The organism is Desulfomicrobium escambiense DSM 10707, from assembly GCF_000428825.1.
In the GTDB taxonomy this organism is placed as follows: Bacteria; Desulfobacterota; Desulfovibrionia; order Desulfovibrionales; family Desulfomicrobiaceae; genus Desulfomicrobium; species Desulfomicrobium escambiense.
The window spans coordinates 37132-63720 of sequence record NZ_KE386803.1 but is presented as its reverse complement, the minus strand read 5'-3'; the positions used below and the strand labels follow the sequence as shown (position 1 = coordinate 63720).

Sequence of the window (26589 nt, the reverse complement as noted above, 5' to 3'; positions counted from 1 at the left end):
GTTCACTCCTTGCAGTTGGCGGGGCCGGGATGCGCTAGGCGCAGGCCTGGTCCAGGGTGTCGAAGATCTGCACCATGCGGCTCAGGCCCACGATGCCGAAAACCTTGCGGAAGTTCTCGGAAAGCCCGGCCATGACGATCTCCATGCCGTCCTTCTCGCTCTCCAGGACCAACTGGGTCAGGATGGCGATCCCCGCGCCGTTGACCGAGGTGTTGGGGTCGAAATGCAGCACCATGCGCCCGCTCCCCGCCTCCTTGGCCTTGGCGTAGGCTTCGCGCAGGTAGGGCTCGCTGTGGGAGCTGACGCTGCCCTGGATCTCGACCACCAGCGCCCGGCCGTGAGGCCTGGTGCGGACCTCGTTCTGCCGGCTCTTGGCCAGCTTGAGGCGCTCGCGGGCGCGGGACAGGCCCTGCTCCAGACTCTGGCGCTGAATGGGCTTGTTGATGAAGTCCGCGGCGTCGAGGTTCAGGGCCTGGATGGCCAGATCCATGTCGCCGTGGCCCGTGATGACGATGACCTCCGTGGCGGGCGACCGCCGCTTGATCTCCTGCAGTACCTCGATGCCGTCCATGCCCGGCATCTTGATGTCCGTCAGGACGATGTCCGGCCGCTCTCGTTCGAAGACGTCGAGGCCCTCCTCGCCCGATTCCGCCGTCAGGATGTCGAAGCCGTAGACGTCCAGGAAGAGCCGGAACATTTTGAGGGTCGCCTTCTCGTCGTCGATAACCAGGATTTTTTCTTGGGTCATTCGGGTATCCTGCTGGTTTGGGCCGGGAGCGGCTGCGGCCGGCCTGCTTTTGGTTCGGGCGTCTGAAGCCCCTCGGCGCACGGGAAGCTGAGCACGAACGTCGTACCCTCTCCCGGCCGACTGTCAATGGTGATGGTGCCACCGTAGTCGCGGACGATGCCGTAGGTGATGGCCAGGCCGAGGCCCATGCCCTTGCCGGTCTGCTTCGTGGTGAAGAAGGGTTCGAAGATCTTGTTGCGCACCGAATCCTCGATGCCCGGCCCGTTGTCCGAGAAAGACGCGTAGACCCTGCCGTCGCGGGCGTAGGTGCGCACGAGGATGTCGCCCCACATGCCGGGCTCGGACTCCATCTTCTCCTGGATGGCGTCGCGCGCGTTGTTGAGCAGGTTGAAGAAAACCTGCTGCAGGCGGTTGTTGTGCCCCTTGATGACGGGCAGGTCGTCGCCGAGTTCCAGGCGGATGGTGATGCGCTGGATGGAGAACTGGCGGCCGATGATGGACAGCACGCCGCGGATGGGCTCGTTCATGTCCACCCGCTCCATGACCAGGCCCGACTTCTTGCCGAAGGCGCGCAGGTTGTTGATGATGTCCGTGGCCCGGTCCACCTGCTGGCTGATTTCCGTGGCCATGTCCCTGATCTGGGACACGCTGACCTCGCGATTCTGTTCGATGAGCAGGTTCAGGTACTCGCTGCCCATCTTGATGGCATTGAGGGGCTGGTTGATCTCGTGGGCGATGCCGGCGCTCATCTCGCCCAGAGTCTTCATCTTGGCGGCCTGCACCAGTTGCGCGTCCTTCTCCATCATCTCGGTGATGTCCGTCACGGCCACGATCATGGCCCGCTTGCCACCGTAACTGATGGGGCAGGCGTGCATGTTGACGTAGAAGGGCCGCTCGCCCTTCTTGTAGTGCAGGACCTTCGGGTAATAGACGCAGCCGGTGTTGGAGCGGCCGTCCTCCAGGTAGGACAGGCACTCCTTGACCTGCTCGTGGCCGAGTCTGGTGAAGGACAGCCCAAGGAGTTCGTCCTTGGCGTACTCGTACAGTTCCTCGGTGCGCGGGTTGGCGTCGAGGATGAGCTCCGTGTCGCAGTCCACGACGAAAATGGGGTCGGGGCCGGAGTCGAACAGGGAGCGGTACTTCATCTCCGACTCCTGCAGGCGCTTGCGGTAGAGCCGGATGGACCAGACCATGCTCATGAAGGAATCGGCCAGCTGGATGACCTCGTCGCCCTCGCGCTTGCGATAGAAGAGGCAGGTGGCGCAGACCTGCCCCGTCTTGCCCTCGGCCTTGCGCGACTTGCGGCCCTGCTCGTCGAAATGCCAGCACGGCATGTTCGTGTCCTTGTAGGCCGGACAGTTGGTCACGGCCCAGTCCAGGCCCTCGCCCAGGTCCAGATGCACGTCGAAATTGCCGCGGCTCAGCTCGTCGGAGATGTTGGTCAGCCGCGAGATAGGGCTCGTGATGTAGCGCGAGATGCGGTGGCTGACATAGAAGATGATGATGATGACGGCCGAAATGAAGCCCAGGAACATGAACCTGAGCTTGGCCACGAGCTTGTCGATGTGCTCCTTGCTCAGACCCACGTGCACGGTGCCGATGCGGTACAGGCCCTCGTTCATGGGCACGGCTATGTCGTAGGACGTCAGGGAGCCGACGGCTACGAGGCGCACGCTGTGCACGCTACCCTCGGCGATGGGGTTTGCGGTGCTCAGGGGTTCCGGGAACGGCACGGTGAAGGTGTGGGACAGCACCTGCCCGCCCCGGTCCAGGACAAAAATGTAGTTGATGAGGTGCTGGCGCTCCCGCAGGCGCGCCTCATCGAAGATCAGGTTCAGCAGTTCCGGGTAGTTCTTGTCCAGGACCAGCCCGCCGCCGCGCTCGGCGATGGAGTGGGCCACGGCCACGCCGCGCTGCTCCAGCTCCTTGGTCAGGCCGGAGATGAGGATCCAGCGGGCCAGCAGGGCGATGGTCACGCTGATGATGAGGATGACGGCCAAGATGGAAACGAAAATCTTGTTCTTGAGGGAGATGCGCGCATAGGGCTTCATGGCCGGCCCTCCCCGCGGAGTTCGGCCCAGTTGTCGAGCAGGAGGAAGCGACCGTCATGCAGGCGGGTGAAATAGACCTTATCCATGCCCTGATGATCGACGGGCCCGAAGGACAGCGTCACGTCCCCGCCCAGGGAGAAGTCCGTCATGGAGGCGATGGCCGCCTGGAACGACTCCCGGGTCAGGTCACGCCCCGCCCGCCTGAGCCCCTCCACCAGCACCTTGGCGTTGATGTAGCCCTCGAAGCCCACGAAGTTCGGTTCCTCGCCGGGGTAGTGCTCGTCCAGCAGCCGCACGAACTCCCCGGCGCTTTCGGCCACGGTGCCGTCGCGGCGGATGGGCGGCGGCACGACCTGCGACATGACCACGTTGACGCCGTTGGTCTCGGTCTGCAGCAGATTCCTGGACAGCTCCTTGGCGCCGACGAAGGACACCATGTAGAAGATGGGCGAAAATCCGGTATCCAGGGACCTGCGGATGAAATTCGCACACGGGTCCGACGTGCCGATCATGACCACGGCCTCGGCCCCGGATTCGCGGATGCGTTCCAGGCCCTCGCGGATGTCGTGGGTGCCGCGAATGTAGCTGCCCCTGGCCACGGGTTCGAGGCCGAAACGCTTCAGGGCCAGCTCCGTGCCGGTCAGGCCGTCGAAGCCGTAGGCGTCGTACTGGTAGAAGACGGCGATGCGCGTGAGCTTGAGGTCCTGGACCATGTGCTCCACCGCCGCGCTGGTCTCCTGGTAGTAGGAGGCCCGCACGTTGATGAGGTAGGGCATGAAGGGCTCGCGCAGGGCGTTGGCGCCGGTGAACATGCCCAGGAGCGGAATCTGGGCTTCCTCCACCAGGGGCAGAGTTTTGACCGTCGTCGGCGTGCCGACATAGCAGAACAGACCGAAGACCTTGTCCTCGATGAGGAAGCGCTGGGTGTTGTCCAGACATTTGGGAGGATCGTAGGAATCGTCGCGGGTGATGACGCGGATGGTCCGTCCATGCACCCCGCCCTGCTCGTTGACGTACTTGATGTAGCTCATGGCCCCGCGCAGGGTTTCCTGGCCGAGATAGGCGGCATGGCCCTGCAGGGGCAGGGAGGAGCCGAAGGTCACTTCCGTGTCGGTCACTCCCGAAGCCACCGGGGCGAGAGGGATCTGCACTTCGGCCTCCTGGCATGACCCAAGGGCGAAAGCGCACAGGACGAGCAAAACGATGTGTAGCCGATGGTGCACGAGAGCCTCCTGATGAATTACGATTCGTGCCTGAAACGGACTACCTGAAAAGTATGACATGCGCCACTGTGCGAAGGACGGTTGCGCTGGGGGCCCAAAAGCACTACCCTGTGCCAAAGCATGAATTCATACCCAAAGGGAGGGACGAATTATGCCTTTTTGGACATAATGAAATCCAGTCACACCAAGACTAAACGAGATCTGGGTAGAAGAGCAGAAACACCATATTACCCAAACTTTTGCACAGGATTTTTATAAAATGGATTTTCAAACATTTGAAAATTTGATTAAAAATGAAAATTCAGCAAGAAAATACCTGTTGCAATTTTGCTGGAAAAACCATCAGCGTATCTGCCCCAAATGCCGCAGCCGAAAATTGTACACCCTGCAGGGCGGCAGACGTCGCTGCGCGCGCTGCGCCTATACCTTTCACGACTTCAGCCAGCGTTTCCTGAACAACGGAAACCTCTCCCCCAGGCAGTGGCTCAGGCTGATCAAGCTTTTCGAGCTTGAGGTCCCAACGGGGCGCATGGCCGAACAGCTGGGCGTCACCTACAACACGGCCTACAAGGCCGTGACGACCCTGCGCATGGCCATCCTGGCCCATTCCCTGGACGCGCGCCTCATCATCCGCTCCATCGAGGGGCTGGGCTTCTCCAAGTCGGGCAAGTTCCATCTGGACATGAGCACCAGGGGCGGGCGCATGCCCGTCTTCGGCATCGTCGAGCGCGGTACCCATGTCTTCGCCGACCTCATCCCCGAGCTCGACGGTGACAGCATCGTCCACTTCAAGATGAACTTCCACCTCAAGACCGCGAGCCTGGGCAAGATCATCTACACCGACCGTTTCAAGCAGTACGCAGCCCTGCTCACGGGCGGCAGCCAGCTGTCCTCCATCTACAACATCCGCCATGCCGACAAGGGCCTCCACATCGACTCGTCCAAGGGCTTCTGGTCCTTCTCCAAGGAGTGGTTCCGCCGCCTCAAGGGCATCTCGCCCAGAAACTTCCCGCTCTACATCAAAGAGCTGGAATTCCGCTACAACCACAAGAACGAGGACATTTTCCCTATCCTGGCCGAGTACCTCTGCGCCATGGTGCCGGACTTTGAGGAATAAGCATCTTCTTGCAACTTATTCGGGTTTTCCTTCATAGTCTCAATTATGGAAAAATCGGAAACCGTATCGATAGGTTGGATAGGTTGTCCATCCGGAGCGAGAAATTACGGGCAGTTCCCCACCAGGGACATGCTGCCCTTCTCGGGTCTGGGCTTCAACCTCCAGGCGGTCCTGACCGCCAGGACGGTGGTGAGAACCGTGGGCTCCGTGAAGAAGCCCGCAGTCGCCCCGCCCCTCGATACGCCGTTCCCGTCCGGCCGCCGGCTTTTGATAAGCCTTGGCCGTGAAATTCGTGGCAGGTAACACCAGAAACATTGTCAGGAGGAACTGCATGAAACTGGGAAGAAGAGAATTCGTCAAACTCACTGCCGCGGCCACCGCGGTCACGGCCTTCGGAGGCCTGGGGTTTGACCTGGCGCCGACCAAGGCCCACGCGCAGCTCATGAATCTGCGCAAAGGCAAGGAAACCACCTCGGTCTGCTGCTACTGCTCGGTAGGCTGCGGTCTCATCGTCACCACCGACGAAAAGACGGGACGCGCCATCAACATCGAAGGCGACCCCGACCATCCCATCAGCGAAGGCGCACTGTGCGCCAAGGGCGCCGCCCACTTCCAACTGGCGGAAAACCCCAAACGCATCACCAAGGTCCAGTACCGCGCCCCCGGCAGCGACAAGTGGGAAGAGAAGAGCTGGGATTGGGCCATCACGGAAATCGCCAAACGCGTCAAAAAGGTCCGCGACGAGTCCTTTGCCGTCAAGAACGCCAAGGACCAAGTCGTCAACCGCACCGAAGGCCTGGCCTCCGTCGGCTCGGCCGCCATGGACAACGAGGAGTGCTGGATCTACCAGGCATTTCTCCGCAGTCTGGGGCTAACATACATAGAGCACCAAGCACGTATTTGACACAGCGCAACTGTTGCGGCTCTGGCAGAGTCGTTCGGACGCGGCGCGATGACCAACCACTGGATCGATTTCAAGAACAGTGATTGCATTTTAGTAATGGGCAGCAACGCTGCCGAAAACCATCCCATCTGCTGGAAGTGGGTGACCAGGGCGCAGGAGGCGGGAGGAACCGTCATCCATGTCGACCCGCGCTACACCCGCACCTCCTCCAAGGCGGACCTGTACGTTCCCCTGCGCTCCGGCTCCGACATCGGTGTCCTGGGCGGCATGATCAAGTACATTCTGGACAATGACCTGATCCAGAAGGAGTACGTCCTCGAGTACACCAACGCCTCTTTCATCGTCGGCAAAGATTTTAGCTTCAAGGATGGCCTGTTCTCCGGCTTTGACGAGGCCGGACGCAAGTACGACAAGAAGTCCTGGGCTTTCGAGATGGACGAGAACGGCGTCCCCAAGCGGGACATGACCCTGAAGGACCCCCGCTGCGTGTACCAGCTCCTGAAGGCCCACTACGACCGCTACGACACCAAGAAGGTGTCCTCGATCTCCGGCACGCCTGAAGACAAGCTGCTTGCCCTGTACAAGACCTACACGGCCACGGGCAAGCCCGACAAGGCAGGCACGATTCTCTACGCCATGGGCTGGACCCAGCACACCGTCGGCGTGCAGAACATCCGCGCCATGAGCATGATCCAGCTGCTGCTGGGCAACATGGGCGTGGCCGGCGGCGGAGTGAACGCCCTGCGCGGCGAATCCAACGTCCAGGGATCCACGGACCAGGCCCTGCTCTTCCACATCATCCCCGGCTACCTGCCGACCCCCAGAGCCAACCAGGCTGTCTACGACGACTACCTGAAGGGCATCAGCCCGGTCAGCAAGGACCCCAAGAGCGTCAACTGGAAGCAGCACCAGCCCAAGTACATGACCAGCCTGCTCAAGTCCCTCTACAAGGATGCCGAGCCAGCCAAGGCCTACGAATGGCTGCCCAAGCTGGATGAAGGCCAGAACGCTTCCTGGCTGGTCCTCTTCGACAAGATGCTCAAGGGACAATTCAAGGGCTTCTTCGCCTGGGGCATGAACCCGGCCGCCAGCGGCGCGGACTCCAACAAGACCCGCGAAGCCCTGTCCAAGCTGGACTGGATGGTCAACGTCAACATCTTCGAGAACGAGACCGGCTCCTTCTGGAAGGGCCCGGGCGTCGATCCCAAGAAGATCAAGACCGAAGTCTTCTTCCTGCCCTGCTGCGTGTCGGTGGAAAAGGAAGGCTCCATCTCCAACTCCGGCCGCTGGATGCAGTGGCGCTACGCCGGCCCGAAGCCCATGGGCAGCACGAAGCCGGACGGCGACATCATCTATGAACTGGCGCTGAAGATCCGCGAACTCTACAAGAAGGACAAGGGCGCCTTCCCCGACCCGATCCTCGGCCTCAACGTCGACGACTGGGGCGACGGGCACGCCTTCGACCCGCACAAGACGGCCAAGCTCATCAACGGTTACTTCCTGAAGGATACGACCATCAAGGGCGCCGACGGCAAGGAAACCGTGTACAAGGCCGGCAGCCAGCTGCCGAGCTTCCTGGTCATGCAGGCCGACGGCTCGACCTGCTCCGGCAACTGGATCTACGCCGGCTCCTACACGGACAAGGGCAACATGGCCGCCCGCCGCGACAAGACCCAGACCCCCGAACAGGAAAAGATCGGCCTCTTCCCGAACTGGACCTGGTCCTGGCCGGTCAACCGCCGCATCATCTACAACAGGGCCTCCGTTGACCTCACCGGAAAGCCCTGGGCGCCGAACAAGCCCGTCCTGGCCTGGGACGCGGCCAACAAGAAGTGGCTGATCGACGTGGTCGACGGTGGCGGCGACGCCGGCGCCAAACACCCGTTCATCATGCAGCAGCACGGCATGGGCGCCCTGTACGGCCCCGGCCTGAACGACGGTCCCTTCCCCGAATACTACGAGCCGCTGGAGTGCCCGGTCACCGAGCATCCCTTCTCCAAGACGCTCAACAACCCGACGGCCATGATGTTCGCCGACGAGGCCCACAAGCGCACGACCTGCGACCCGCGCTTCCCGTTCGTGTGCACGACCTACCGCGTCACCGAGCACTGGCAGACGGGCGTTCTGACCCGCTGGCTGCCCTGGCTGACGGAAGCCCAGCCGCAGATGTTCTGCGAAATGAGCGAAGAACTGGCCGAACTCAAAGGCATCAAGAACGGCGAAAAGGTTATCCTGGAGAACCCGCGCGGCCAGCTCTGGGCCATCGCCATCGTGACCAAGCGCTTCAAGCCCTTCGAAGTCATGGGCAACCCGGTCCACGTGGTCGGCATTCCCTGGCACTTCGGCTGGGTCTGGCCCAAGGACGGCGGAGACGCCGCCAACCTGCTCACCCCGGCTGTCGGCGACCCGAACACCGGCATCCCGGAAAGCAAGGCCTTCATGGTCAACGTGAAGAAAGCGTAAGGAGTCGATATGTCAGGAAAATCATTCTTCGTCGATCTGACCAAATGTACGGCCTGCCGCGGCTGCCAGATAGCCTGCAAGCAGTGGAACAAACTCCCGGCCGAGGAAACCAGAAACCACGGGTCCCATCAGAACCCCATGGACGTCTCGGCCATCACCTACAAGACCGTGCACATGAAGGAAGTGGCCGACGACAAGGGCTTCATGGCCGCTTGGCTGTTCTTCCCCGAACAGTGCCGGCACTGCACCGAACCCCCGTGCAAGATGACCGCCGACGCCTACGACGACAAGGCCATCATCCATGACGAGGCCACCGGCGCCGTCATCTTCACGGAAAGAACCAAGGATCTCCCGGACTTCGACGAAATCCGCGAGGCCTGCCCCTACAACATCCCGCGCCAGAACGCGGAAACCAAGGTCATGACCAAGTGCACCATGTGCCTTGACCGCGTGCAGAACGGCCTGAAGCCCGCCTGCGTGCAGTCATGCCCCACCGGAACCATGAACTTCGGAGATCGGGACGAAATGCTGGCCCTGGCCGAAAAAAGGCTGGCCGAAGTGCAGAAGAAATACCCGGACGCGGTGTTGGGCGACGCCGAGTCCACCAGGGTCATCTATCTGTACCAGGCAGACCCCAAGTCGTACCACCCTTACGCGGTGGCCGACGCGGAGATACCCGGCCTTTTGGACCGCAAGGCCATGTTCGCCAAGCTGTTCGGCTCGAGATCCAGAAGCAAGGCCTAAGGGCCCTCCTCCATCGGAAGGCCGGGAAGACGGCTTCCCGGCCACTTCTTCCAATAAGGCCCGCCCCCGCATCACGGGGCGGGCCTTTCCGCTTCCACGGCCCGACAGCGCACCCATCCCTCGTTGCCCAGAGGTCGACAACCAGGCCGATCAACCGCTCTACACCACAGATCTCTTCGCGCACCAAATCTGACGCACCCCGCACCTGTTTAAAAATTTTTTCTCAATTTCTCCATTCGATCTACTTTATAATTCTATTTATGCGATTTGTCATACATGTATGACATGCAAATATTTATACATATTTGCACTGTTGTACAAAAATTTTATTTAATGTATGTCGTTGATGTATGACTCTAAAAAAAAATTATTACCTATTGCATCGTACAAAAAATGTGATAAAATTAATCAAAATATAAATATAAGACACGCGATACTCAAATGCACGAATTGTGACAAATAAAGCATAATAAAGCGGAATCAACATAGTATCTCTGACATAATCGTCCAGACAACTCCTTCCGACGTGATCAACCTAACCGCGCAATCGCACACGTCCCTGGCATGCCGCATTCCTGGCCCTCGACCTCATATCCTCAACGCGCCCGTCTCCGCCCGCGTCCTCACTCTGACCGATACCATTCCGCCCGCACCGAAAACGACGATGCGACCTTGATCGATTGAAGTGGCGAACTCACCGGCACAATATTCCGCCGGGCACCGTCGACAGACTCGTCTTCCGAGGGGAACGCGCTTGCCGCGCGAAGCGGACAAACCGCCTTGCCCCCCACGATAGATTCGCACGGTAAACCCGGCACTGTCACAAACCTTGGGCACAGGAGGTGAAAAATGAAACGCGTCTCACGCTCATCGGCCCATCCCGATCAGACATCCACCGCATGGGCCAAGCCGCGAAGGCCGGCGAAACGTTCGGGATGGCGCATCAGGAACAGCATGTAACGGCAACCGGCGACACGCCAAACCATCATCACAAACGTACGGCGACATGCCCGCATGTATCGGAAATTCCGATACGACAAGGAGTTGTATCATGACAAAGCTTATACTGACCTTTCTGCTGCTTTTCATTTCTTGCGCCGCCCTGGCCGCAGACCTGAGCCCTGCGCAGTTCAAGGATGGCGCCGAGACACGCTGCATCCCCGGCGTGGACGACCAGGAATTCACGGAGGACAATTTCGCCGGAGCCTACAGTCTGGGTCCGGGCAAGTGCGTTTTCATCGAAGACGCACGAAAACGGGGAGGGCAACTCGTGCTGCACGCCGACTGCCTCGGCCTGCACTGCCCGTTGTATCGGTTCAACAAGTTCGTCTACGTCTACGGGGCGCCTCCCGGATCCGCCGCACCGGTCCAGGGAACCGTGACCTTCATGTCCGACGGGTCCCAGGTCACGCAGATCATTCTGCAGCATGAAGGCAGGCAGGCGTACTTCCCCATGCGGCAGAAAATGGCGTGGGCGACCGCCGCGGCCGATGCGGGCCCGGTTGCCGAACGGCCCTGACATCGTCGGGCGCAACCTTGCCGGATTGATCGCAGCGCGGAAGCGTTGAACCTGATCCAAGGAGGAGACCCGTATGAAAAAGCTTCTTTACGGCATCGCGGTCACCATGATCTCCCTCGTCGGCCTGGTCTGCCAGACGCAGGCGGAAGGGCCGACCTCTGTCAAAAACCTCAATGCACCCGGCGGGTCGTGCTGTTTCGCCTACGGCGTGAACGGCAACGGCCAGGTTGCGGGGTTCAGTTCCACCGCGGAAGGAACGCGCGCCTTTCTGTGGGATGGCACAAAAGGCATGACGCGCCTGGGCGTTCTACCCGGGCACGCCGAAAGCACGGCCTACGCCGTGAACAACCAGGGCCAGGTTGTCGGCGTCAGCGTCGGCAGCGGGTCGGAACGCGCCTTCCTGTGGGCTGCCGGACACGGGATAACAGACCTGGGCACCCTCCCCGGCGGCGACCGCAGCATCGCCTACGCCGTGAACGACAGGGGGCAGGCCGCCGGGTTCAGCACGACGCCGGCCGGACCGCGCGCCGTCCTGTGGGATACGTCCGGCGCCATGACGGACCTGGGCGTCCTGCCAGGCGGGAAAGGCAGCAAGGCTTACGGCCTCAACGATAAAGGTCAGGTGGTGGGATTTTGCGCCACATCGTCCGGCAACCGAGCCTTCCTCTGGGATCCGGACGCAGGGATGACCGACCTGGGTGTCCTGCCCGGTGACACCGACAGCATGGCCTACGCCATCAACGCCGGGGGCCAGGTTGTCGGCGTCTGCCAGGTCAAGGCAGGCTCCAGGGCGTTCCTGTGGGATCCCGCCAGCGGCATGAGGGACCTGGGCGTCCTGCAGGGCGACACCGCGAGCAGGGCCCTGTCCATCACCGAGCGCGGGCAGGTGGTCGGCGTCAGCCGGAACACCTACGGCACCAGGGCGTTCCTGTGGGATGCCGCGCACGGCATGCGAGACCTCAACGCCCTGCTGGGCGCGGCCTGCCGCGACGCAGCAGACCGCATCGTCGACGCCCGCTCCGCCTGCAACGCCGGCAACGGCGCGACGCTCATCGCGGCACGCCACCAGGGAGGGTCATGCATCGTCGAATGCGGCCATGACGCCGTGCAGGTCAGCCGCCGCGACGAATGACGAACCGATGACGGCATGATGACGGACCGGCCGGACAACACGACTGTTCGGCAAGCCCGTCGCAAAAAGCGAAGCCCGCTCCCTGAATGCACAGGGGCGGGCTTTTTGCGGATGCCGCGAAGACTGCCGGAAAGGTCGAGAAAATTTCGTTCCGGGCAACCCGTTTTTGGCTTGCAGGGCAGCATTTGCCAATTCCCGGGCAGACCGCCCCCTCACTGCGTCATTCCCGCCTTCGCGGGGATAACGCGGCAGAGTCGCACCGACCTGAACTCCGGCCCGGCGACATGCGCCCGATGCCAGAATCGGTCCGGATGCGCGGCCACCGAAGCCGGAACGATTACGCCGTAGCCGCCTTCTCCAGAGGATACGGCGTCAGGCTGCGCACGCCCTTCTCCGTGACCAGGACCGTCTGCTCGAACTGCGCCGACAGGCTGCCGTCGGCCGTGACCACGGTCCATTCGTCGTCCAGGCGCTTCACGCCCATCCCGCCTTGGTTGATCATGGGCTCGATGGTGAAGACCATGCCCGGCACCAGGACGATACCCAGGCCTGGCCGGCCCGTGTGGTTGACCTGCGGCGGCTCGTGGAAGGCGTGCCCGACCCCGTGCCCGACCAGTTCCCGGACCACGGAGTAGCCGGCGCCCTCGGCGTGGGCCTGGATGGCGTGCCCCACGTCGCCCAGGGTCGCGCCGGGCCTGACGGCGGCCATGCCGCGGGCCAGGCACTCGGCCGTGACCTCCACCAGGCGCCTGGCGTCGGGAGAGACCTCGCCCACGAGGAAGGTACGGTTGGCGTCGGCGTACCAGCCGTCCAGGATGCTCGTCACGTCGATGTTGACGATGTCCCCTTCGGCGATGACGCGCGGGCCGGGGATGCCATGGCAGATCTCGTCGTTGACGGACACGCACACGCTTTTGGGGAAACCCCGGTACCCCAGGGGGGCAGGCGTCGCGCCGTGCTCCAGGGTGAACTCGTGCACGAGGGTGTTCAGGGTGTCGGTGGTGACGCCGGGGCGGATGCTGGCCTGGATCATGTCCAGGGTGCGGACCACGAGGGCTCCGGCACGGGCGATGCCGTCGACGGCGGCCTTGTCCTTGAGGCGGATGCGGTAGCGCTTCCAGTATTCGGATTCCAGGTCGGGACTGAGTTTGCGGCGGTTGAGGCGGGCTTTGGTATTACGAAAAAGCATGGCTGTCCTGCGTTGGTTGTTCACCCGACCTTGGCGCAGAATTCCCCGGCTGTCCAGTGCCCCTCCGGCCGTTGCCTTCCACGGTGCTTTGGGCCATGGTGTCCGAAACACAGGAGGAAACCATGCCGACCATCGCCATCAAAGGAATGTCCTGCGCCCACTGCACCGGCTCCGTCACCAAGCTGCTCTCGTCCATGCCCGGCATCGCCAACGTCTCCGTGACCCTAACGCCCGGCCAGGCGAGGTTCGACGCCGGCCCGGACGTGGACCTCGCGGCCGTGAAGAACGCCATCCGCAAGATCGGCTTCGAGCCCCAGGATTAGCCGGATGTTTTCGACGCTGCGCAAACTGATCCTGCTGCTCCTGGGCATCCCCTTCGTCATCCTGGGCACCCGCTTTCTCCTCGACGCCGGGCAGAGCTACCTGACCTTCCGCGCCGCCGAGACCTGGACGCCCCAATCCGCGCGGGTCATCGCCGTGGAGCACCTCTCCGGCCCCGACCAGGCCCTGGGCAACCAGACCGTGGCGCGCTACGCCTACGAGTTCGGGGAGAGAAGCCACGAAGGGCAGTTCTCGTGCATCGGGGACGAGTGCCCCCAGCCCGACCTGCACGAAACCCTGCGCGCGGCCCAGGCCGAAAACCGCACCGTGACCGTGCTGGTGGACCCGAACAGGCCCGAACGCTCCGTTCTGTATCGCCACCTGCATCTGCCCCTTTTCCTGCTGAAGGCCGGGGCGGGCCTCTTCTGCTTCGCCACGGGCTGCGTGGCCGTGATCTTCGGCGTCTATCTGCTGAGCGGCCAGGCCGCCCGCAAGGAGGACGCATGATTCACGTCACGGCGCGCGTCGCCCTGAAGCCCGGACAATCCCCGCTCTTCCTGCGCGAATTCCGCGAACTGGCGACGCTGGTGCGCCAGGAGGCCGGCTGCCTGGACTACTTCCCCACCCGGGACGTGCGCATGGGCATGGACAGCCAGCGCTACGACCCGGACAGCGTGACCATCGTGGAAAGATGGGCCAGCCGACCCGCCCTGGAAAGGCACCTGCGCTCGGGGCACATGCGCGGCTTCCAGGAGAGGGTTTCGGACATCGTCCTGAACGTGTCCATGAGCATTGTCGAAGAAGTCTGAAGGGCCTGGGCCAGAAAATGCGAACCGCCCCTGCCGAACGTCCGGCCGGGGCGGTTTTTTTTGCGGCGGACGTTACCCGGCGGCGAGGATGAGCAGGGCGTTGACGACGCTGGCGGCCAGGCTCGACCCGCCCTTGCGGCCGGCCACGGCGATGTAGGGGATGGCGTCCTGAGCCAGGAGCAGTTCCTTGGACTCGGCCGCGTTGACGAAGCCCACGGGCATGCCGACGACGAGCTTCGGCGGCCGCGCGCCGAGGGCGACGCGCTCCAGCAGGCGGTACAGGGCCGTGGGCGCGTTGCCGATGACGAAGATGTCCGCCCCGCCGCAGTCCATGACCTCGTCCACGGCCGCCCAGGCCCGCGTCACGCCCTCGGCCTTTGCCCTGGCCGCCACCCGCGGCTCGTCCATGAGGCAGCGCGCGGCGCAGCCCAGCGGGGTCAGGCGGCGGGCCGGGATGCCCGAGAGGGCCATGCGCGTGTCCGTGACGATGTCCGCGCCCGCGCGCAGCGCGTTCATGCCGGCGCGCACGGCGTCCGGGTGGAAGCGGATGTGGTTCAGGAGGTCGAAATCCGCCGTGGTGTGGACCATGCGCCGGGCCACGGCCCACTGCTCTCCGGCGAAGGGGCGCGGCTCGGGAACTTCGGCGTCGATGATGGCCAGGGACCGGGGCTCGATCTCCTCGGGCGGGACGTGGACGTACATGCGGTGTCCTTGCGGGCGGGCCGGAAGAGCCCGGGAAGGGGTTCTGGAAGGAGGGTCAGTTTTTCGCGGCCTCGTGGATCGTCAGGACGAAGAGGCTGGTCTGTTCGAAGAATTCCAGTTCGACGCGGCCGGCCACGGCGTCGTCCACGTCGAGCACGACCCGGGCGCGCTTGAAGGGCTTGTCCTCGTGCCCGAGACGAATCCTGCGGATCATGCGTCCCTGCACATCGACGTCGCGCTGCAGCCCCGCCTCGGGCAGGGCGCCGTCGAAATCGCAGACCACGCGCACGGGCTGCGTCTGCCTGAGGGTGAAGACATCGGGCAACACGGGGCCGTCGAGATAGACGAAGACTTTCTCCATGTTTCCCCGGCTCTCGAAGTCGACCCGCACCACGCGTTGCTCGCGAAAATCGAGGCAGCCCTTGTTCCTGAAGAGGACCGGGACCGGCACCTCGGTTCCGGGCTTGAGCATTTCGGAATGGGAGAGGCCGGGGTTGAGCCCGGCAAAGGCCTCGCGGGCGCGCGTGTACTCGGACATCGACGAGATGCAGTTGGTTTCAAGGATCAGGCCGCGGATAGTGTCCCCGGCGACGACCTTGTGGCGGATGGTCTCGGGTTCGGCGGAAAAGGCGCCGGTCGGGCAGGCCGCGAAAATGCAGAACAGGAAAACGGCGACGCGTATGGGCAGTGTGTTCATGCGCAAATGACATCCATCGGTTTAACGATGCTCGAATCTCTGCAACCCTACCTAAGATTCCGGCAAAAGAAAACAATTTGAGATTTCAAATTTCGGACTGCAGCCGTTTCGCCGCCGGACCGGGTCCCGCGGTTGGAATCGGAGGCGGTTTCGGGTAAGCTCGCGCAGTCGCGCCCGCGCACACAGGCAGCGGACGCCGCCAAGGCGCCGCGCCGGGGAGAATCCTCATGAACACCGAAAGCACGCACCTGCCCGAAAGCGCGGAGCACCTGGCCCGGCTGGTGGCCGAGCTGGACGAAGCCAGACGACAGGCCGAAACCGCCAGCCGCGTGAAGTCCCAGTTCCTGGCCAATTTCAGCCACGAGATCCGCACTCCCATGAACGCCATCATCGGCATGACGGACGTGGTCCTGAACACGAAACTGGCCGCCGAGCAACGCCGCGCCCTGAACATCGTCAAGACGGCCTCCGAAGCCCTGCTGGACCTGATCAACGGCGTCCTGGACCTGTCCAAGATCGAGGCCGGTCAGTTCGAACTGGAACCGCGCGACTTCGACCTGCGCGCCGCCATCGAACGCACCGTCGGCACCCTCGGTCTCACCGCCGCCGAAAAGGGCCTCGAACTCGTCTGCCTCCTGCCCTGCGACCTGCCCCGCGAAGTACGCGGAGACCCCATCCGCCTGCGCCAGATTCTCATCAACCTGCTCGGCAACGCCCTCAAATTCACGCCGTCAGGTCATGTCTGCTGCTCCTGCGAGGTCGCTGAAGTCCGCGAAGACTCGTGCCTGCTGCGCTTCCGCGTCGAGGACACGGGCATCGGCATCCCCCCGGACAAGCTCTCCGCCATCTTCGAGGACTTCACCCAGGTCGACAGCTCCTCCACCCGCGTCTACGGCGGCACGGGGCTGGGCCTGTCCATCGCCCGCAAGCTCGTGCGGCTCATGGGCGGCGACATCAACGTGGAGAGCGCCCCAGGCCAAGGCAGCGCCTTCGAGTTCACGGCGCGCATGGGGCTTGTCGCCCCGGCCGACACGACCCACGCCGGAGTCTTCGACAACGCGGCCAAGGTCCTGGTCGTGGCCAACAACCGTCTCATCCGCCGCCAGGTCCGCCGCCTGCTCGAATTCTGGGGCCTGCCCTGCGAAACGGCCGAATGCATGGACTGCCTGGGGCTTGAGGGCGAGGGGTTCGACCTCGTCATCCTCGACACGGACTTCGGCGACTTCGCCTGTATGGAGCTCATGGACCCCGGCGGAACCCTCCACGGCAAGCCGACCATCGTCCTGACCCAGATCGGCGACCGCTCCGTGACCGTCGGACCTGGCGGCGTGAAGGCGGTGCTGGCCAAGCCCCTCATGCAGGACGAACTGCTCAAGGCCCTGGCCGGGGTCTTCGGGCTGCGCCTGGAACTCGCGTCGGACGAACCGACCGGGGAGGAGCTGACCAGCCTGCGGCCCCTGGAAATCCTCCTGGTCGACGACGTTCCCACCAACCGGGAACTGGCCGAACTCCTGCTGCGGCGCATGGGCCAATCCATGCACCACGCCCGCGACGGCCTCGACGCCCTGACCATGCTTGGCCGCCACACCTATGACCTGGTCTTCATGGACCTGCAGATGCCCGTCATGGACGGCTTCACGGCCACGCAGGTCATCCGCGCCTGCGAGCAGGGCCGCCCCGCCCCAACGGACCTCGACGGCAGCATCCTCATCCGGGCCCTGCGCGAAAAGATCGAGGGGACGTTCACGCCCATCGTGGCCATGACCGCCCATTCCCTGCTGGAGGACAAACAGCGCTGCATGGACATCGGCATGAACGGCTACCTGACCAAGCCCCTGCGCGCCGAAGAGGTGCACGCCGTACTCGGCACATTCGCGGGCTCCGTAGACGGGACAGAAGCCCTGGCCGCACAATCGGCGCCGGGCCAGGCCGGGCATGACGTCCTGGCCACCACGGATGAGGCCGCTCCATCCGATTCGGTCTGCGGTAGGGGCTGCTTCGAGCGCATCCTGGCCGCCCTGAGCGCCCAGTACGAACTGGAGCGGGATGAGGCCATGCCGCTGGTGCAGAGCCTTTTGGATTCCCTGACGGAACACAGCGCGGGCCTGGAGGTCTGCCTGGCCGGGGCCGATGTGGCCGAGGCCGGTCGGCACGCCCACGCCGTCAAGGGGCTGCTGCTGAACATGGGGCTGACGCCGGAAGGGCTGGCCGCCAAGGAGGTGGAGGATCTGGCCAGGGCCGGAACGGATTTCAAGTCTTTTTCCCCGGCGGCCGGGAACCTTCTGGACCTGACCGCGGGCATCATGGCGGAACTCGGGTCCGCCCTCAACGACCACAAGGAGGCAACATGAACACGCTGACCTGGCACGGCCACTCGGCCTTCGCCATAACATCCAAGGGCAGAACCATCCTCATCGACCCCTGGTTCGACGGCAACCCCTCGGCCAAAACCACGGCCAAGAACGTCGAGGCCGACCTGGTCCTGGTGACCCACGACCACGGCGACCACGTGGGCCAGGCCCTGGACATCTGCAAGCGCACCGGCGCGTCGCTGGGCTGCATCGTGGAACTGGCCGCCAAGCTCAAGGGCCAGGGGCTGCCCGACAGCCAGATTCTGAACGGCATCGGCTTCAACATCGGCGGCACCGTGACCCACCAGGGCGTCAGCGTGACCATGACCCAGGCCCACCACTCCTGCGAGGCCGGCGTGCCCACGGGCTTCATCGTGCGCCTGGAGGACGGCTACACGGTCTACCACGCCGGGGACACGGGCATCTTCTCGTCCATGGCCCTGTGGGGCAAGCTCTATCGCATCGATCTGGCCCTGTTGCCCATCGGCGGCGTCTTCACCATGGATGCGGCCCAGGCCGCCATGGCGACCATGATGCTTCGGTGCAAAAAGGTCGCGCCCATGCACTGGGGGACCTTTCCAGTCCTGGACCAGAACGTGGACGCCTTCAGGAGGGAACTGGACAAGCTGGAATTGGGCGACGCCCTGATGCAGCTCGAAGTCGGCGTGCCAGTGGGGCTGGTGAGGTAAACCTGCGCAGGCCGCGTTGCGCGCAACCGCGATCAAGGCCCGGCCGGGGAGACCGACCGGGCCTTGCGCCGTTCTAGAGTGTCGGCGGCACGACTTCGCCGCTGGCGACCATGCGCTCGATCTGGTCCACGTCCTTGTCACCGCGGCCCGAGAGGTTGACGATGATGATGGTCTCCGGCGACAGCACCGGCGCGATGCGCAGGGCGTGGGCCAGGGCGTGGGACGACTCCAGGGCCGGGATGATGCCCTCGGTGCGGGACAGGAGGAAGAAGGCGTCCAGGGCCTCCTTGTCGCTGGCGTGCACGTACTCTGCCCGACCCGTGTCCTTCATGTGGGCGTGCTCGGGGCCGACGCTCGGGTAGTCGAGGCCGGCGGAGATGGAGTAGACCTCGGCCGGCTCGCCCTGACCGTCCTTCAGCATGTAGGAGTTGAAGCCGTGCATGACGCCGGGTTCGCCCAGACAGAGGGTGGCTGCGTGCTGCCCGTAGCCCAGACCCCGGCCCGCAGGCTCCACGCCCACGAGCCTGACCTCGGGATGGGGGATGAATTCGGAGAAGAGACCCATGGCGTTGGAGCCGCCGCCGACGCAGGCGATGCAGTAGTCAGGCAGGCGCCCTTCGGCCTCCAGGATCTGGGCCTTGGCCTCGCGGCCGACGATGGACTGGAATTCGCGGACCATGAGGGGGTACGGGTGCGGACCCACGGCCGAGCCGAGCAGATAGAACGTGTTCTGCGGGTCCTGGACCCAGGCCATGAGAGCCTCGTCCACGGCCTCCTTGAGGGTCTTCTGGCCGCTCTCGGCCGGCACGACCTTGGCGCCCATCATCTGCATGCGGAATACGTTGAGCTTCTGGCGCTCCACGTCCACGGCGCCCATGTGGATGGTGCACTCCATACCCATGAGCGCCGCCGTGGCGGCCGTGGCCACGCCGTGCTGGCCAGCGCCGGTCTCGGCGATGATCTTCTTCTTGCCCATGCGCTTGGCCAGCAGGATCTGGCCGATGGTGTTGTTGACCTTGTGGGCGCCGAGGTGGTTCAGGTCCTCGCGCTTGAGGTAGATCTTGGCCCCGCCGCAGCGGCTGGTCAGGTTGGCGCAGAAGTAGAGCGGGTTGGGCCGCCCGGTGAACTGCCGCTGGTAATACTCGTATTCCTTGATGAAATCCGGGTCGTTGCGGTAGCGTTCAAAGGCCTGGGCCAGCTCGTTCAGGATGTCCCTGATGGGTTCCGGGACGTACTGGCCGCCGTAGGAGCCGAAAAATCCGTCGGCAGTTGGCATGGTCATGGGGTATCTCCTTGGAGTGCGGGTAAAAAAAAACCGCGGTCAGTGTTGCACTGCCGCGGCTGATGTTCGCTTCTTCCCTTACGGGTCAGGTTTTCAGGCCAAGACGCATCCCACGGCATGTTTCTCATGCCGCCACCAAAGGAGGGAAAGGGTCGTGACCGTGGTATTCATGGGTCAGTCGATTGCCTGCGGAGGGGGAATTTGTCAAGGGATAATCGATCGTATATGGGAAGGCCTCACCATCACTCCGAGGAGCACGCGCATGATCACCACCAACGACACCGCCGCCTGGCACGACCTCATCCCCGGCATCCGGGTCAGCACCCTCGTCCACGGGGAGAAGACCCTGATGGCCCGCTTCGAGCTGCAGGAGAAGTCCTTCCTGCCCATGCATGCCCACGTGCACGAGCAGACCGGCTACCTCGTCTCCGGAAGCATGACCATGACCATCGGGGGCGTGGAGCACCATTTTGGCCCCGGCGACAGCTGGTGCATCGCCTCGGGGGTCGAGCACGGCGCCGTCGTCCACGAAACGGCTCTCGCCATCGAGGTCTTCAGCCCGGTGCGCGAAGATTACATGCCCTATCTGGCGCAACGGAAATAGCATGCCCATCGTCAGCATCCGCATGGCCAAGGGCCGCGATATCGACTGCAAGCGCAGGCTGGCGGCCGAAGTGACCAGGGCCGTGGCGCAGTCTCTGGATCTCCCGCCGGAGCTGGTCTCCATCCAGATCGAGGAGTTCGACCGGGAAAACTGGGCCACGGGCGGCGAACTGCACATCGACAAATTCGGACCCGGATTCGGCAAGCCATGATGCCCGAAGCCTTTTCCCGCACCCTGGCTGTCACGGAAGCCTCAACGGCCTGCGAGGCCCTGGCCGGCCTGACCGGCCTGCCCAAGGGCCGCGTCAAGGACTGCATGGCCAAGGGGGGCGTGTGGTGGCGCCGGCCCGGCCGCAAGGCGTCGCGCCTGCGCCGGGCGACGGCCGAAGTGAAACCGGGTGACAGCCTGGAAATGAATTACGACCCTGCCCTGCTGGCCCTGGTCCCGGCCGGGCCGGAACTCGTCTTCAACGGCAGGCGCTGGTCCGTGTGGAACAAGCCGGCGGGAGTGTTGTCCCAGGGCACCCGCTTCGCGGACCACTGCGCCCTGCCCCGCCTTGCCCAGGCCGCCCTCGGGGCCAGAAACGAACTGCACCCCGTGCACCGACTGGACCGCGAGGCGCGTGGGCTCATCCTCCTGGCCCACGACTCGGCGGCCGCGGCGAAACTGGGAGAGCTGTTCCGGCAGGGAGGTGTCCACAAGGAATACATGGCCATCGTGCGCGGCGTCCCGGACTGGACGGAGGTGACGGTGGGCGAACCCATGGACGGCAGGGAAAGCCGGTCCGCCTTCACGGTGCTGCGGTGCGATCAGGACTCGGGGAGCGCGCTGCTGACTGCGCGCATCGACACGGGCCGCAAGCACCAGATCCGCCGGCACCTGGCCGGCCTGGGGCATCCGGTCATGGGGGACCCGCGCTACGGCCGCGACAACGCCTGCCCGCAGGGACTGCAGCTTCTGGCCGTGAGCATGAGCCTGACCTGCCCCTTCACGCATACGCACCACACGTGGACCCTGCCGCCCCTGCCCTTCCCCCTGCGCGACTGAGGCGCGCCGCGCTGCATCCTCGTCAGGGCCCGGCCAGCGGCAGCCCTGCCTTGACCCATTCAGCGATCCCGCCATCCAGGATGTACATCCTCGAAAAGCCGAGCTTCGTCATCGCCCGCAGGGCCAGGGTGCTCTGCCTGCCCTTCTGGCAGTAGAGCAGAATCGTCGCGTCGCGATCCAGCAGGGAGACCATGCGCTGAAAATTCGTTGCGTAGTAGTTCATCGGCCGCGCGCTTTCAATATGCCCCTGGCGATATTCGTCCGGACTGCGCAAATCCAGAATTACAAATTTATCATTGCCTTTGTTCTGTTCAATCAGCGTCTGCGCCTCTTGTGCGGAAAGCAGCAGCTCGTCCGCCATCGCGAAACAGATGGGAACACACACGAACAACAGGAGAAAAAGGAGTATCTTGATATTTCTTTCGTTTTTCAATGCTTCGCCCCACACGTATTCGGCAAGTGACAACACGGCCTGATCCGACACTCGATCAAGCTACGCAATCGAAGCCATCTTTGCAACCCGGAGCGCCAAACCCGCCGACCTCCCGCCCCTCACCCGCTCGCTTGCGGCGGCCGAAGCATGGCCAGCCGAGCCTGTCCGGACTCCAATGCCGTTCGCCCTGTGGCCAGGGCAATCATTTTCCGCCGCGTCTTTGCCCATAGCCTGCCTGCGGGCCAGTCTCCATTATCTGCTCCCGGCCGCCTGATTTCACTGAAAGTTTCATCGAAGCGAACGATTTTCAGCAAATCATTGCCAAAAGGTTCCCGGAGCGTTATGTTTTTCTCAAATACCGCCTGCATTTCCGCCTGACATCCCGCACTGGCCGCACCACCTCCCTCTCGCGCCGCAGCACCCCAGACGACGGTCCCGGGCCGCTTTCCGGCCGGGTGACATACTCAGAGGAGGAACACATGACACATCAAATGTCCTTCAAGATGCACCAGAAAGAGGTCGAACCACGCTATCGCACCCAGATCGACGCGGCGGAATCGACGGAAGACGTGCGCAAGTTCTTCGAACGCACCGTCCACAGTTTTCTGGAGAAAGCCATCGGGGACCGGATCGAGATCGAGCCCGGGGACGTGACCTTCGACCCGGACGGCGATCCTGCCTACCGGCTCAGTCCGCGCATGCTCGAAAACGAGAATTTCAGAGAAATCGACGAAGGTTCGGATCTCTCGACCATACTGGCCCTGCTGTCCGGCCGGGCCCTCAACAGATACAAGCATCTGGCGACCAAGCATCCTGACAAGACCGAGTCCAAGATATTCCAGGTCCCGGGTCCGAGGAGCTACTAAACAGGCTGAAAGGGGCATTTTCCCCACAACAGTTTCCCAACGAGAAAAGGAGGACGTCATGAAGATCCTGGCAGCCATCGATCAGTCGGAATACGCCACGCTGGTGCTGACGAAGGCCATGAAGCTCGCGGCTCAGGAAGGCGCGGCCCTCACGGCCCTGACCGTCTCCAACGCGCCGTACACGAACCTGTATCTCGGTGAAATCTCGGGCGAGTTTCTGGATAAGATGCGCGAGGGCGTGCAGAAGACCGTCAGCCGCGCCCAGGAGCAGGCCAAGGCCGCAGGAGCAAAGGTCGATGTCGTGGTCGAGGAGAGCCCGTCGGCGGCCGACGCCATCGTCAAGTACGCCGAAAAGAACAAGATCGACCTCATCGTCATCGGCAACAAGGGCGCCGGGGCCGTGGAACGCTTCCTTATCGGCAGCGTCTCGAGCCAGGTCGTGACCCACGCGCCGTGTTCGGTGCTCGTGGTCAAGAAGTAACGACGGGACAGGACCTGAAAGACCGACTGCGGTGCCAGGTCCGCCCTTCCCGCCACGGACGCGGCACGACTCCAGATCGAGGTCCGCGTTTCAAGATACCCCCTCCGAATACGTTCCATGCGTTATCCGGAGGGGCAATATTCCACGAAAAAAGGCGCCCTTTCGGACGCCTTTTTTCGTGGCCGTGACGCAACGCGCTTAAATCAGGCCGCGCAACGTCTCCAGGATGCCGTCGCGGTTGATGCCGAGCCGAGCCCGCAGCTCCTTCTGGCTGCCGTGCTCGACGAACTGGTCCGGCACCCCAAGACGCTTGACCCGCAAGCTCCCCAGGGCGCCGCGGTCGGACAGAAGCTCCAGCACGGCCGAACCGAAGCCGCCGGCCAGGGCGTTCTCCTCCACCGTCAGCATGAAGGGCTGCGACGCGGCCAGCTCCAGGAGCTGCTCCTCGGGCAGGGGCTTGACGAAGCGCGCGTTGAACACGGCCACTTCCTTCCCCGTCTCCTCGGCGAAGACCCGTGCCGCATCCAGGGCCGGAGTGACCCGGCTGCCCAGGGCCACGATGACGCCGTCGGTGCCTTCGCGCAGCAGTTCGCCCTGCCCGATGGGCAGAATTTCCTGCTTTTCGGCCAGGGCCGCGCCTTCGCCCACGCCGCGCGGGTAGCGCACGGCCACTGGGCCTGCGTAAGCCAGGGCCGTGGCCAGCATGTGCTGCAGCTCTGGCTCGTTGCGGGGGGCCATGAGCATGAGGTTCGGGATGTGGCGCAGGTAGGACAGGTCAAACACGCCGTGGTGCGTGGCCCCGTCCTCGCCGACCAGACCGCCGCGGTCCAGGCAGAAGGTCACGTTCAGGTTCTGCAGGCAGACGTCGTGCACGATCTGGTCGTAGGAGCGCTGCATGAAGGTCGAGTAGATGGCCACCACTGGCTTCACGCCCTGCGAGGCCAGGCCCGCGGCGAAGGTCACGGCGTGCTGTTCGCAGATGCCGACATCGAAGAAACGGTCGGGGTAGCGCTCCGAGAAGCAGGCCACGCCCGTGCCTTCGGGCATGGCCGCCGTGATGGCCACGATCTTGTCGTCCCTCGCCGCCAGGTCGCAGAGGGTGGTGCCGAAGACGTCCGTGTAGGTCGGCAGCGAGCAGACGCCGAACTTGCGGGCCACGCCCGTCTCGGGCTCGAAGCAGCCCACGCCGTGAAAATAGGTCGGATTGGTCTCGGCCGGTTCGTAGCCCTTGCCCTTCTTGGTCAGGACATGGACCAGGATGGGGCCTTCGAGCCCCTTGGCCTGCTCCAGGACGCTCGTCAGCTGGCGCATGTCGTGCCCCTTGATGGGGCCGATGTAGGTGAAGCGGAAGGCCTCGAAGAGCATGCCGGGGGTGAAGAAGCTCTTGAAGGAGTCCTCGCTGCGTCGCGCGTAGTCGGCCAGGTCGTCGCCGATCTTGGGGATCTGGCGCATGATGGCCTCGGCCTCCTTCTTGAACCGCTGCACCCAGCGCATGGACAGCTTGCGGCTCAGAAACGACGACAGGGCGCCGACGTTGCGGGAGATGGACATCTCGTTATCGTTCAGGACGACGATGAGGTCCTTGCCCAGACCCCCGGCCTGGTTCAAACCCTCGTAGGCCAGGCCCGCGGTCATGGAGCCGTCGCCGATGACAGCCACGACCTTGTTGTCCCGTCGGCCCAGGTCGCGGGCCGCGGCCATGCCCAGGGCGGCGGAGATGGACGTCGAGGAGTGCCCCACCCCGAAGTGGTCGAAGGGGCTCTCGCCCAGGCGCGGGAACCCGCTGATGCCGCCGAGCTGGCGCAGGGTGTGAAAACGCGCCAGGCGGCCCGTCAACAGCTTGTAGGCGTAGGCCTGATGACCCACGTCCCAGACGATGCGGTCATGGGCGGGGTTGAACACGCGCAGCAGCGCCATGGTCAGCTCCACCACGCCCAGGGACGGGGCCAGATGGCCGCCCGTGGACGAGACGGTTTGGATGATCATGCGGCGGATCTCTTCGCCCAGCCTGGTCAGGCCCTTCTCGTCCAGCCTCTGGATGTCGCCGGGCTGTCGGATGCCGGCCAGGGTGGGAAAAAGTTCCTGCAGGGTTTGCTCGGTCATGGATGCTCCTAATGCGTTCGATCCAGAATGTACCCGGCCACGGCGCGCAGGAAATCGGCGCGCGGGTGCGAAAAGCCGTCCAGGGCGCCCACTGCCCGATCCACGCTCTCGCAGGCCAGGGCGCGGCTTCTGTCGATGCCCATGAGCGCCGGATAGGTGGACTTGCCTCGGGCTTCGTCGCTGCCGGCGGGCTTGCCCAAGTCGGCCGTGTCCCCGACCACGTCGAGGATGTCGTCCGTGACCTGGAAGGCCAGGCCCACGGCCTGGCCGTATTCCGAGGCCCGGGCCAGGGCGGCCTCGTCCCCGCCGCCGAGAATGCAGCCGGTCACGCAGGACGACTCGATGAGGGCCCCGGTCTTCATGGCGTGCATGGTCCGAAGCAGCGAGAGGTCTGCACCCTTGCCCGTGAGGTCCATGTCCAGGACCTGGCCGCCGACCATGCCACGCGGGCCGGCCGCGGTCGAGAGATGAAATATGGCCTTAAGAACCCGCTCGGCCGGCAGTATCAGGGCCGAGGCCAAAGTGAAGGCCTCGGTCAACAGACCGTCGCCGGCCAGGATGGCCGTGGCCTCGTCGAACTGCCTGTGGTTGGAGGGTTTGCCCCGGCGCAGGTCGTCGTCGTCCATGGCAGGAAGGTCGTCGTGGATGAGGGAGTAGGTGTGGATGCACTCGATGGCGCAGGCGAAATCGAGCACCTCGTCGAGACGCCCCCCGACAAGCTCCGCCCAGGCCAGGCAGAGCACGGGCCGCAGGCGCTTGCCGCCGGCCATGAGGGAATAGTCCATGGAGGCGACCAGATGCGCCGGCGTGCCCCCGTCAGCGAAAACCGTGGCCAGGCGCCCTTCCACCAGCGCGCCGAGGGCCTTCAGCTCGGCCTTCATGTCCTGCGGCGTCATGCGTCCCCTCCCGCTTCCGGGCCGGGCTCCTGCCCGGCGTTCTCGACGATGACGCGGGCCTGCTCCAGCTCGGCCGAACACTCCCGGGACAGGCGCACGCCCTCCTGAAAGAGCTTGACCCCCTGTTCCAGGGGCAAATCCCCGCCCTCAAGCAAAGCCGTGATCTCCCTGACCCGTTCCAGCCGCTTTTCGAAACTCAGTGTCTTCGCCATATCCTG

The 26589-nt window shown here is 63.9% G+C and carries 26 protein-coding genes; 15 read left to right on the top strand and 11 right to left on the bottom strand.

Translation table 11 applies throughout. The features are described from left to right. Positions 1-34 precede the first annotated feature (34 nt). Genes G394_RS0116315 through G394_RS0116305 form a run of 3 tightly spaced genes read right to left on the bottom strand, consistent with a single transcriptional unit; the run spans position 35 to position 3950 of the window. Positions 35-748, bottom strand: coding sequence for a response regulator (locus G394_RS0116315; protein WP_028578561.1), 714 nt, complete (start codon positions 746-748; stop codon positions 35-37). Beyond that, positions 745-2799, bottom strand: coding sequence for an ATP-binding protein (locus tag G394_RS0116310; RefSeq protein ID WP_028578560.1), 2055 nt, complete (start codon positions 2797-2799; stop codon positions 745-747). The genes G394_RS0116315 and G394_RS0116310 overlap by 4 nt, the downstream gene beginning before the upstream one ends. Further along, positions 2796-3950, bottom strand: a complete 1155-nt coding sequence (locus tag G394_RS0116305) for an ABC transporter substrate-binding protein (protein WP_245578366.1) — start codon at positions 3948-3950, stop codon at positions 2796-2798. The genes G394_RS0116310 and G394_RS0116305 overlap by 4 nt, the downstream gene beginning before the upstream one ends. Positions 3951-4281: 331 nt before the next feature. Here G394_RS0116305 and G394_RS0116300 point away from each other — a divergent pair, with 331 nt between their 5' ends. The 5 genes from G394_RS0116300 to G394_RS20435 all read left to right on the top strand — a co-directional run bounded on the left by G394_RS0116300 (position 4282) and on the right by G394_RS20435 (position 11901). Further along, entirely contained in the window at positions 4282-5139 is an 858-nt protein-coding gene (locus tag G394_RS0116300) for a transposase (protein WP_028578558.1), read from the top strand. A 331-nt stretch (positions 5140-5470) separates the two neighbouring features. Further along, positions 5471-8506 (top strand): formate dehydrogenase-N subunit alpha, encoded by a 3036-nt coding sequence (gene fdnG, locus G394_RS0116285; protein WP_084435763.1) that lies wholly within the window; start codon positions 5471-5473, stop codon positions 8504-8506. Positions 8507-8515: 9 nt separating this feature from the next. After that, positions 8516-9250, top strand: a complete 735-nt coding sequence (locus G394_RS0116280; RefSeq protein ID WP_028578555.1) for a 4Fe-4S dicluster domain-containing protein — start codon at positions 8516-8518, stop codon at positions 9248-9250. A 1051-nt stretch (positions 9251-10301) separates the two neighbouring features. After that, positions 10302-10769 carry a hypothetical protein gene (locus G394_RS0116275; RefSeq protein WP_028578554.1) on the top strand — a complete coding sequence of 156 codons (468 nt, stop codon included), beginning with the start codon at positions 10302-10304 and terminating at the stop codon, positions 10767-10769. Between the two features lie 73 nt (positions 10770-10842). Beyond that, complete coding sequence (locus tag G394_RS20435) at positions 10843-11901, top strand: hypothetical protein (RefSeq protein WP_051307266.1); 1059 nt, start codon at positions 10843-10845, stop codon at positions 11899-11901. Between the two features lie 337 nt (positions 11902-12238). Here G394_RS20435 and map read toward each other — a convergent pair whose 3' ends face one another. Further along, positions 12239-13090: a type I methionyl aminopeptidase gene (gene map, locus G394_RS0116265; protein WP_028578553.1), complete on the bottom strand. Its 852-nt coding sequence runs from the start codon at positions 13088-13090 to the stop codon at positions 12239-12241. A 122-nt stretch (positions 13091-13212) separates the two neighbouring features. Between map and G394_RS0116260 the strand changes: the two genes are divergently transcribed. Genes G394_RS0116260 through G394_RS0116250 form a run of 3 tightly spaced genes read left to right on the top strand, consistent with a single transcriptional unit; the run spans position 13213 to position 14220 of the window. Then, entirely contained in the window at positions 13213-13413 is a 201-nt protein-coding gene (locus G394_RS0116260) for a heavy-metal-associated domain-containing protein (protein ID WP_028578552.1), read from the top strand. Between the two features lie 4 nt (positions 13414-13417). Then, positions 13418-13918 (top strand): DUF3592 domain-containing protein, encoded by a 501-nt coding sequence (locus tag G394_RS0116255; RefSeq protein ID WP_028578551.1) that lies wholly within the window; start codon positions 13418-13420, stop codon positions 13916-13918. Continuing rightward, positions 13915-14220: a putative quinol monooxygenase gene (locus tag G394_RS0116250; protein WP_028578550.1), complete on the top strand. Its 306-nt coding sequence runs from the start codon at positions 13915-13917 to the stop codon at positions 14218-14220. Before G394_RS0116255 ends, G394_RS0116250 begins: the two co-directional genes overlap by 4 nt. Positions 14221-14292: 72 nt before the next feature. Here G394_RS0116250 and G394_RS0116245 read toward each other — a convergent pair whose 3' ends face one another. Continuing rightward, a complete protein-coding gene (locus tag G394_RS0116245; protein ID WP_028578549.1) occupies positions 14293-14922 on the bottom strand; it encodes a precorrin-8X methylmutase in 630 nt (209 codons plus the stop codon). A 55-nt stretch (positions 14923-14977) separates the two neighbouring features. Further along, on the bottom strand, positions 14978-15619 hold the full coding sequence (locus G394_RS0116240; RefSeq protein ID WP_156902659.1) for an AMIN domain-containing protein: 642 nt from the start codon (positions 15617-15619) through the stop codon (positions 14978-14980). A gap of 227 nt (positions 15620-15846) precedes the next feature. Here G394_RS0116240 and G394_RS19645 point away from each other — a divergent pair, with 227 nt between their 5' ends. Then, entirely contained in the window at positions 15847-17970 is a 2124-nt protein-coding gene (locus G394_RS19645) for a hybrid sensor histidine kinase/response regulator (RefSeq protein WP_051307265.1), read from the top strand. Next, the gene (locus G394_RS0116230; protein ID WP_028578547.1) at positions 17967-18659 is read left to right on the top strand and encodes a metal-dependent hydrolase; all 693 of its coding nucleotides are present in this window, start codon (positions 17967-17969) and stop codon (positions 18657-18659) included. The genes G394_RS19645 and G394_RS0116230 overlap by 4 nt, the downstream gene beginning before the upstream one ends. A 73-nt stretch (positions 18660-18732) precedes the next feature. Here the strand turns inward: G394_RS0116230 and trpB are convergent, their stop codons facing one another. Next, on the bottom strand, positions 18733-19941 hold the full coding sequence (gene trpB, locus G394_RS0116225) for a tryptophan synthase subunit beta (RefSeq protein WP_028578546.1): 1209 nt from the start codon (positions 19939-19941) through the stop codon (positions 18733-18735). Between the two features lie 262 nt (positions 19942-20203). On the opposite strand from trpB, the gene G394_RS0116220 reads away from it, so the two are divergent. Genes G394_RS0116220 through G394_RS19640 form a run of 3 tightly spaced genes read left to right on the top strand, consistent with a single transcriptional unit; the run spans position 20204 to position 21592 of the window. After that, on the top strand, positions 20204-20545 hold the full coding sequence (locus G394_RS0116220; RefSeq protein ID WP_028578545.1) for a cupin domain-containing protein: 342 nt from the start codon (positions 20204-20206) through the stop codon (positions 20543-20545). 1 nt (position 20546) lies between these two features. Then, entirely contained in the window at positions 20547-20756 is a 210-nt protein-coding gene (locus G394_RS0116215) for a tautomerase family protein (RefSeq protein ID WP_028578544.1), read from the top strand. Continuing rightward, positions 20753-21592, top strand: a complete 840-nt coding sequence (locus G394_RS19640) for an RluA family pseudouridine synthase (protein WP_051307264.1) — start codon at positions 20753-20755, stop codon at positions 21590-21592. The genes G394_RS0116215 and G394_RS19640 overlap by 4 nt, the downstream gene beginning before the upstream one ends. Before the next feature lie 22 nt (positions 21593-21614). Here the strand turns inward: G394_RS19640 and G394_RS0116205 are convergent, their stop codons facing one another. After that, entirely contained in the window at positions 21615-22061 is a 447-nt protein-coding gene (locus tag G394_RS0116205) for a rhodanese-like domain-containing protein (protein ID WP_051307263.1), read from the bottom strand. A gap of 443 nt (positions 22062-22504) precedes the next feature. Between G394_RS0116205 and G394_RS0116200 the strand changes: the two genes are divergently transcribed. Both G394_RS0116200 and G394_RS0116195 read left to right on the top strand, forming a co-directional pair. After that, positions 22505-22891 (top strand): hypothetical protein, encoded by a 387-nt coding sequence (locus G394_RS0116200; RefSeq protein ID WP_028578542.1) that lies wholly within the window; start codon positions 22505-22507, stop codon positions 22889-22891. 58 nt (positions 22892-22949) lie between these two features. Continuing rightward, positions 22950-23372 (top strand): universal stress protein, encoded by a 423-nt coding sequence (locus G394_RS0116195; protein ID WP_028578541.1) that lies wholly within the window; start codon positions 22950-22952, stop codon positions 23370-23372. 198 nt (positions 23373-23570) lie between these two features. Here G394_RS0116195 and dxs read toward each other — a convergent pair whose 3' ends face one another. The 3 genes from dxs to xseB are packed head-to-tail and all read right to left on the bottom strand — an operon-like array spanning position 23571 to position 26583. Next, positions 23571-25475, bottom strand: coding sequence for a 1-deoxy-D-xylulose-5-phosphate synthase (dxs, locus tag G394_RS0116190; RefSeq protein WP_051307261.1), 1905 nt, complete (start codon positions 25473-25475; stop codon positions 23571-23573). Between the two features lie 8 nt (positions 25476-25483). Further along, complete coding sequence (locus G394_RS0116185) at positions 25484-26371, bottom strand: polyprenyl synthetase family protein (protein ID WP_028578539.1); 888 nt, start codon at positions 26369-26371, stop codon at positions 25484-25486. Next, positions 26368-26583 carry an exodeoxyribonuclease VII small subunit gene (gene xseB, locus G394_RS19635; protein WP_043776306.1) on the bottom strand — a complete coding sequence of 72 codons (216 nt, stop codon included), beginning with the start codon at positions 26581-26583 and terminating at the stop codon, positions 26368-26370. The genes G394_RS0116185 and xseB overlap by 4 nt, the downstream gene beginning before the upstream one ends. Positions 26584-26589: the final 6 nt, after the last annotated feature.

What these genes read in the sequence shown, in the direction of transcription:
- G394_RS0116220 (WP_028578545.1), top strand. Translation starts at nt 20,204, where the DNA reads ATGATCACCACCAACGACACCGCCGCCTGGCACGACCTCATCCCCGGC.
- G394_RS0116245 (WP_028578549.1), bottom strand. Translation starts at nt 14,922, where the DNA reads ATGTACGTCCACGTCCCGCCCGAGGAGATCGAGCCCCGGTCCCTGGCC.
- dxs (WP_051307261.1), bottom strand. Translation starts at nt 25,475, where the DNA reads ATGACCGAGCAAACCCTGCAGGAACTTTTTCCCACCCTGGCCGGCATC.
- xseB (WP_043776306.1), bottom strand. Translation starts at nt 26,583, where the DNA reads ATGGCGAAGACACTGAGTTTCGAAAAGCGGCTGGAACGGGTCAGGGAG.
- map (WP_028578553.1), bottom strand. Translation starts at nt 13,090, where the DNA reads ATGCTTTTTCGTAATACCAAAGCCCGCCTCAACCGCCGCAAACTCAGT.
- G394_RS0116195 (WP_028578541.1), top strand. Translation starts at nt 22,950, where the DNA reads ATGAAGATCCTGGCAGCCATCGATCAGTCGGAATACGCCACGCTGGTG.
- trpB (WP_028578546.1), bottom strand. Translation starts at nt 19,941, where the DNA reads ATGACCATGCCAACTGCCGACGGATTTTTCGGCTCCTACGGCGGCCAG.
- G394_RS0116275 (WP_028578554.1), top strand. Translation starts at nt 10,302, where the DNA reads ATGACAAAGCTTATACTGACCTTTCTGCTGCTTTTCATTTCTTGCGCC.
- G394_RS0116260 (WP_028578552.1), top strand. Translation starts at nt 13,213, where the DNA reads ATGCCGACCATCGCCATCAAAGGAATGTCCTGCGCCCACTGCACCGGC.
- G394_RS0116300 (WP_028578558.1), top strand. Translation starts at nt 4,282, where the DNA reads ATGGATTTTCAAACATTTGAAAATTTGATTAAAAATGAAAATTCAGCA.
- G394_RS0116255 (WP_028578551.1), top strand. Translation starts at nt 13,418, where the DNA reads ATGTTTTCGACGCTGCGCAAACTGATCCTGCTGCTCCTGGGCATCCCC.
- G394_RS20435 (WP_051307266.1), top strand. Translation starts at nt 10,843, where the DNA reads ATGAAAAAGCTTCTTTACGGCATCGCGGTCACCATGATCTCCCTCGTC.
- G394_RS0116315 (WP_028578561.1), bottom strand. Translation starts at nt 748, where the DNA reads ATGACCCAAGAAAAAATCCTGGTTATCGACGACGAGAAGGCGACCCTC.
- G394_RS0116215 (WP_028578544.1), top strand. Translation starts at nt 20,547, where the DNA reads ATGCCCATCGTCAGCATCCGCATGGCCAAGGGCCGCGATATCGACTGC.
- G394_RS0116280 (WP_028578555.1), top strand. Translation starts at nt 8,516, where the DNA reads ATGTCAGGAAAATCATTCTTCGTCGATCTGACCAAATGTACGGCCTGC.
- G394_RS0116250 (WP_028578550.1), top strand. Translation starts at nt 13,915, where the DNA reads ATGATTCACGTCACGGCGCGCGTCGCCCTGAAGCCCGGACAATCCCCG.
- G394_RS0116240 (WP_156902659.1), bottom strand. Translation starts at nt 15,619, where the DNA reads ATGAACACACTGCCCATACGCGTCGCCGTTTTCCTGTTCTGCATTTTC.
- G394_RS19645 (WP_051307265.1), top strand. Translation starts at nt 15,847, where the DNA reads ATGAACACCGAAAGCACGCACCTGCCCGAAAGCGCGGAGCACCTGGCC.
- G394_RS0116310 (WP_028578560.1), bottom strand. Translation starts at nt 2,799, where the DNA reads ATGAAGCCCTATGCGCGCATCTCCCTCAAGAACAAGATTTTCGTTTCC.
- G394_RS19640 (WP_051307264.1), top strand. Translation starts at nt 20,753, where the DNA reads ATGATGCCCGAAGCCTTTTCCCGCACCCTGGCTGTCACGGAAGCCTCA.
- G394_RS0116200 (WP_028578542.1), top strand. Translation starts at nt 22,505, where the DNA reads ATGACACATCAAATGTCCTTCAAGATGCACCAGAAAGAGGTCGAACCA.
- G394_RS0116185 (WP_028578539.1), bottom strand. Translation starts at nt 26,371, where the DNA reads ATGACGCCGCAGGACATGAAGGCCGAGCTGAAGGCCCTCGGCGCGCTG.
- G394_RS0116230 (WP_028578547.1), top strand. Translation starts at nt 17,967, where the DNA reads ATGAACACGCTGACCTGGCACGGCCACTCGGCCTTCGCCATAACATCC.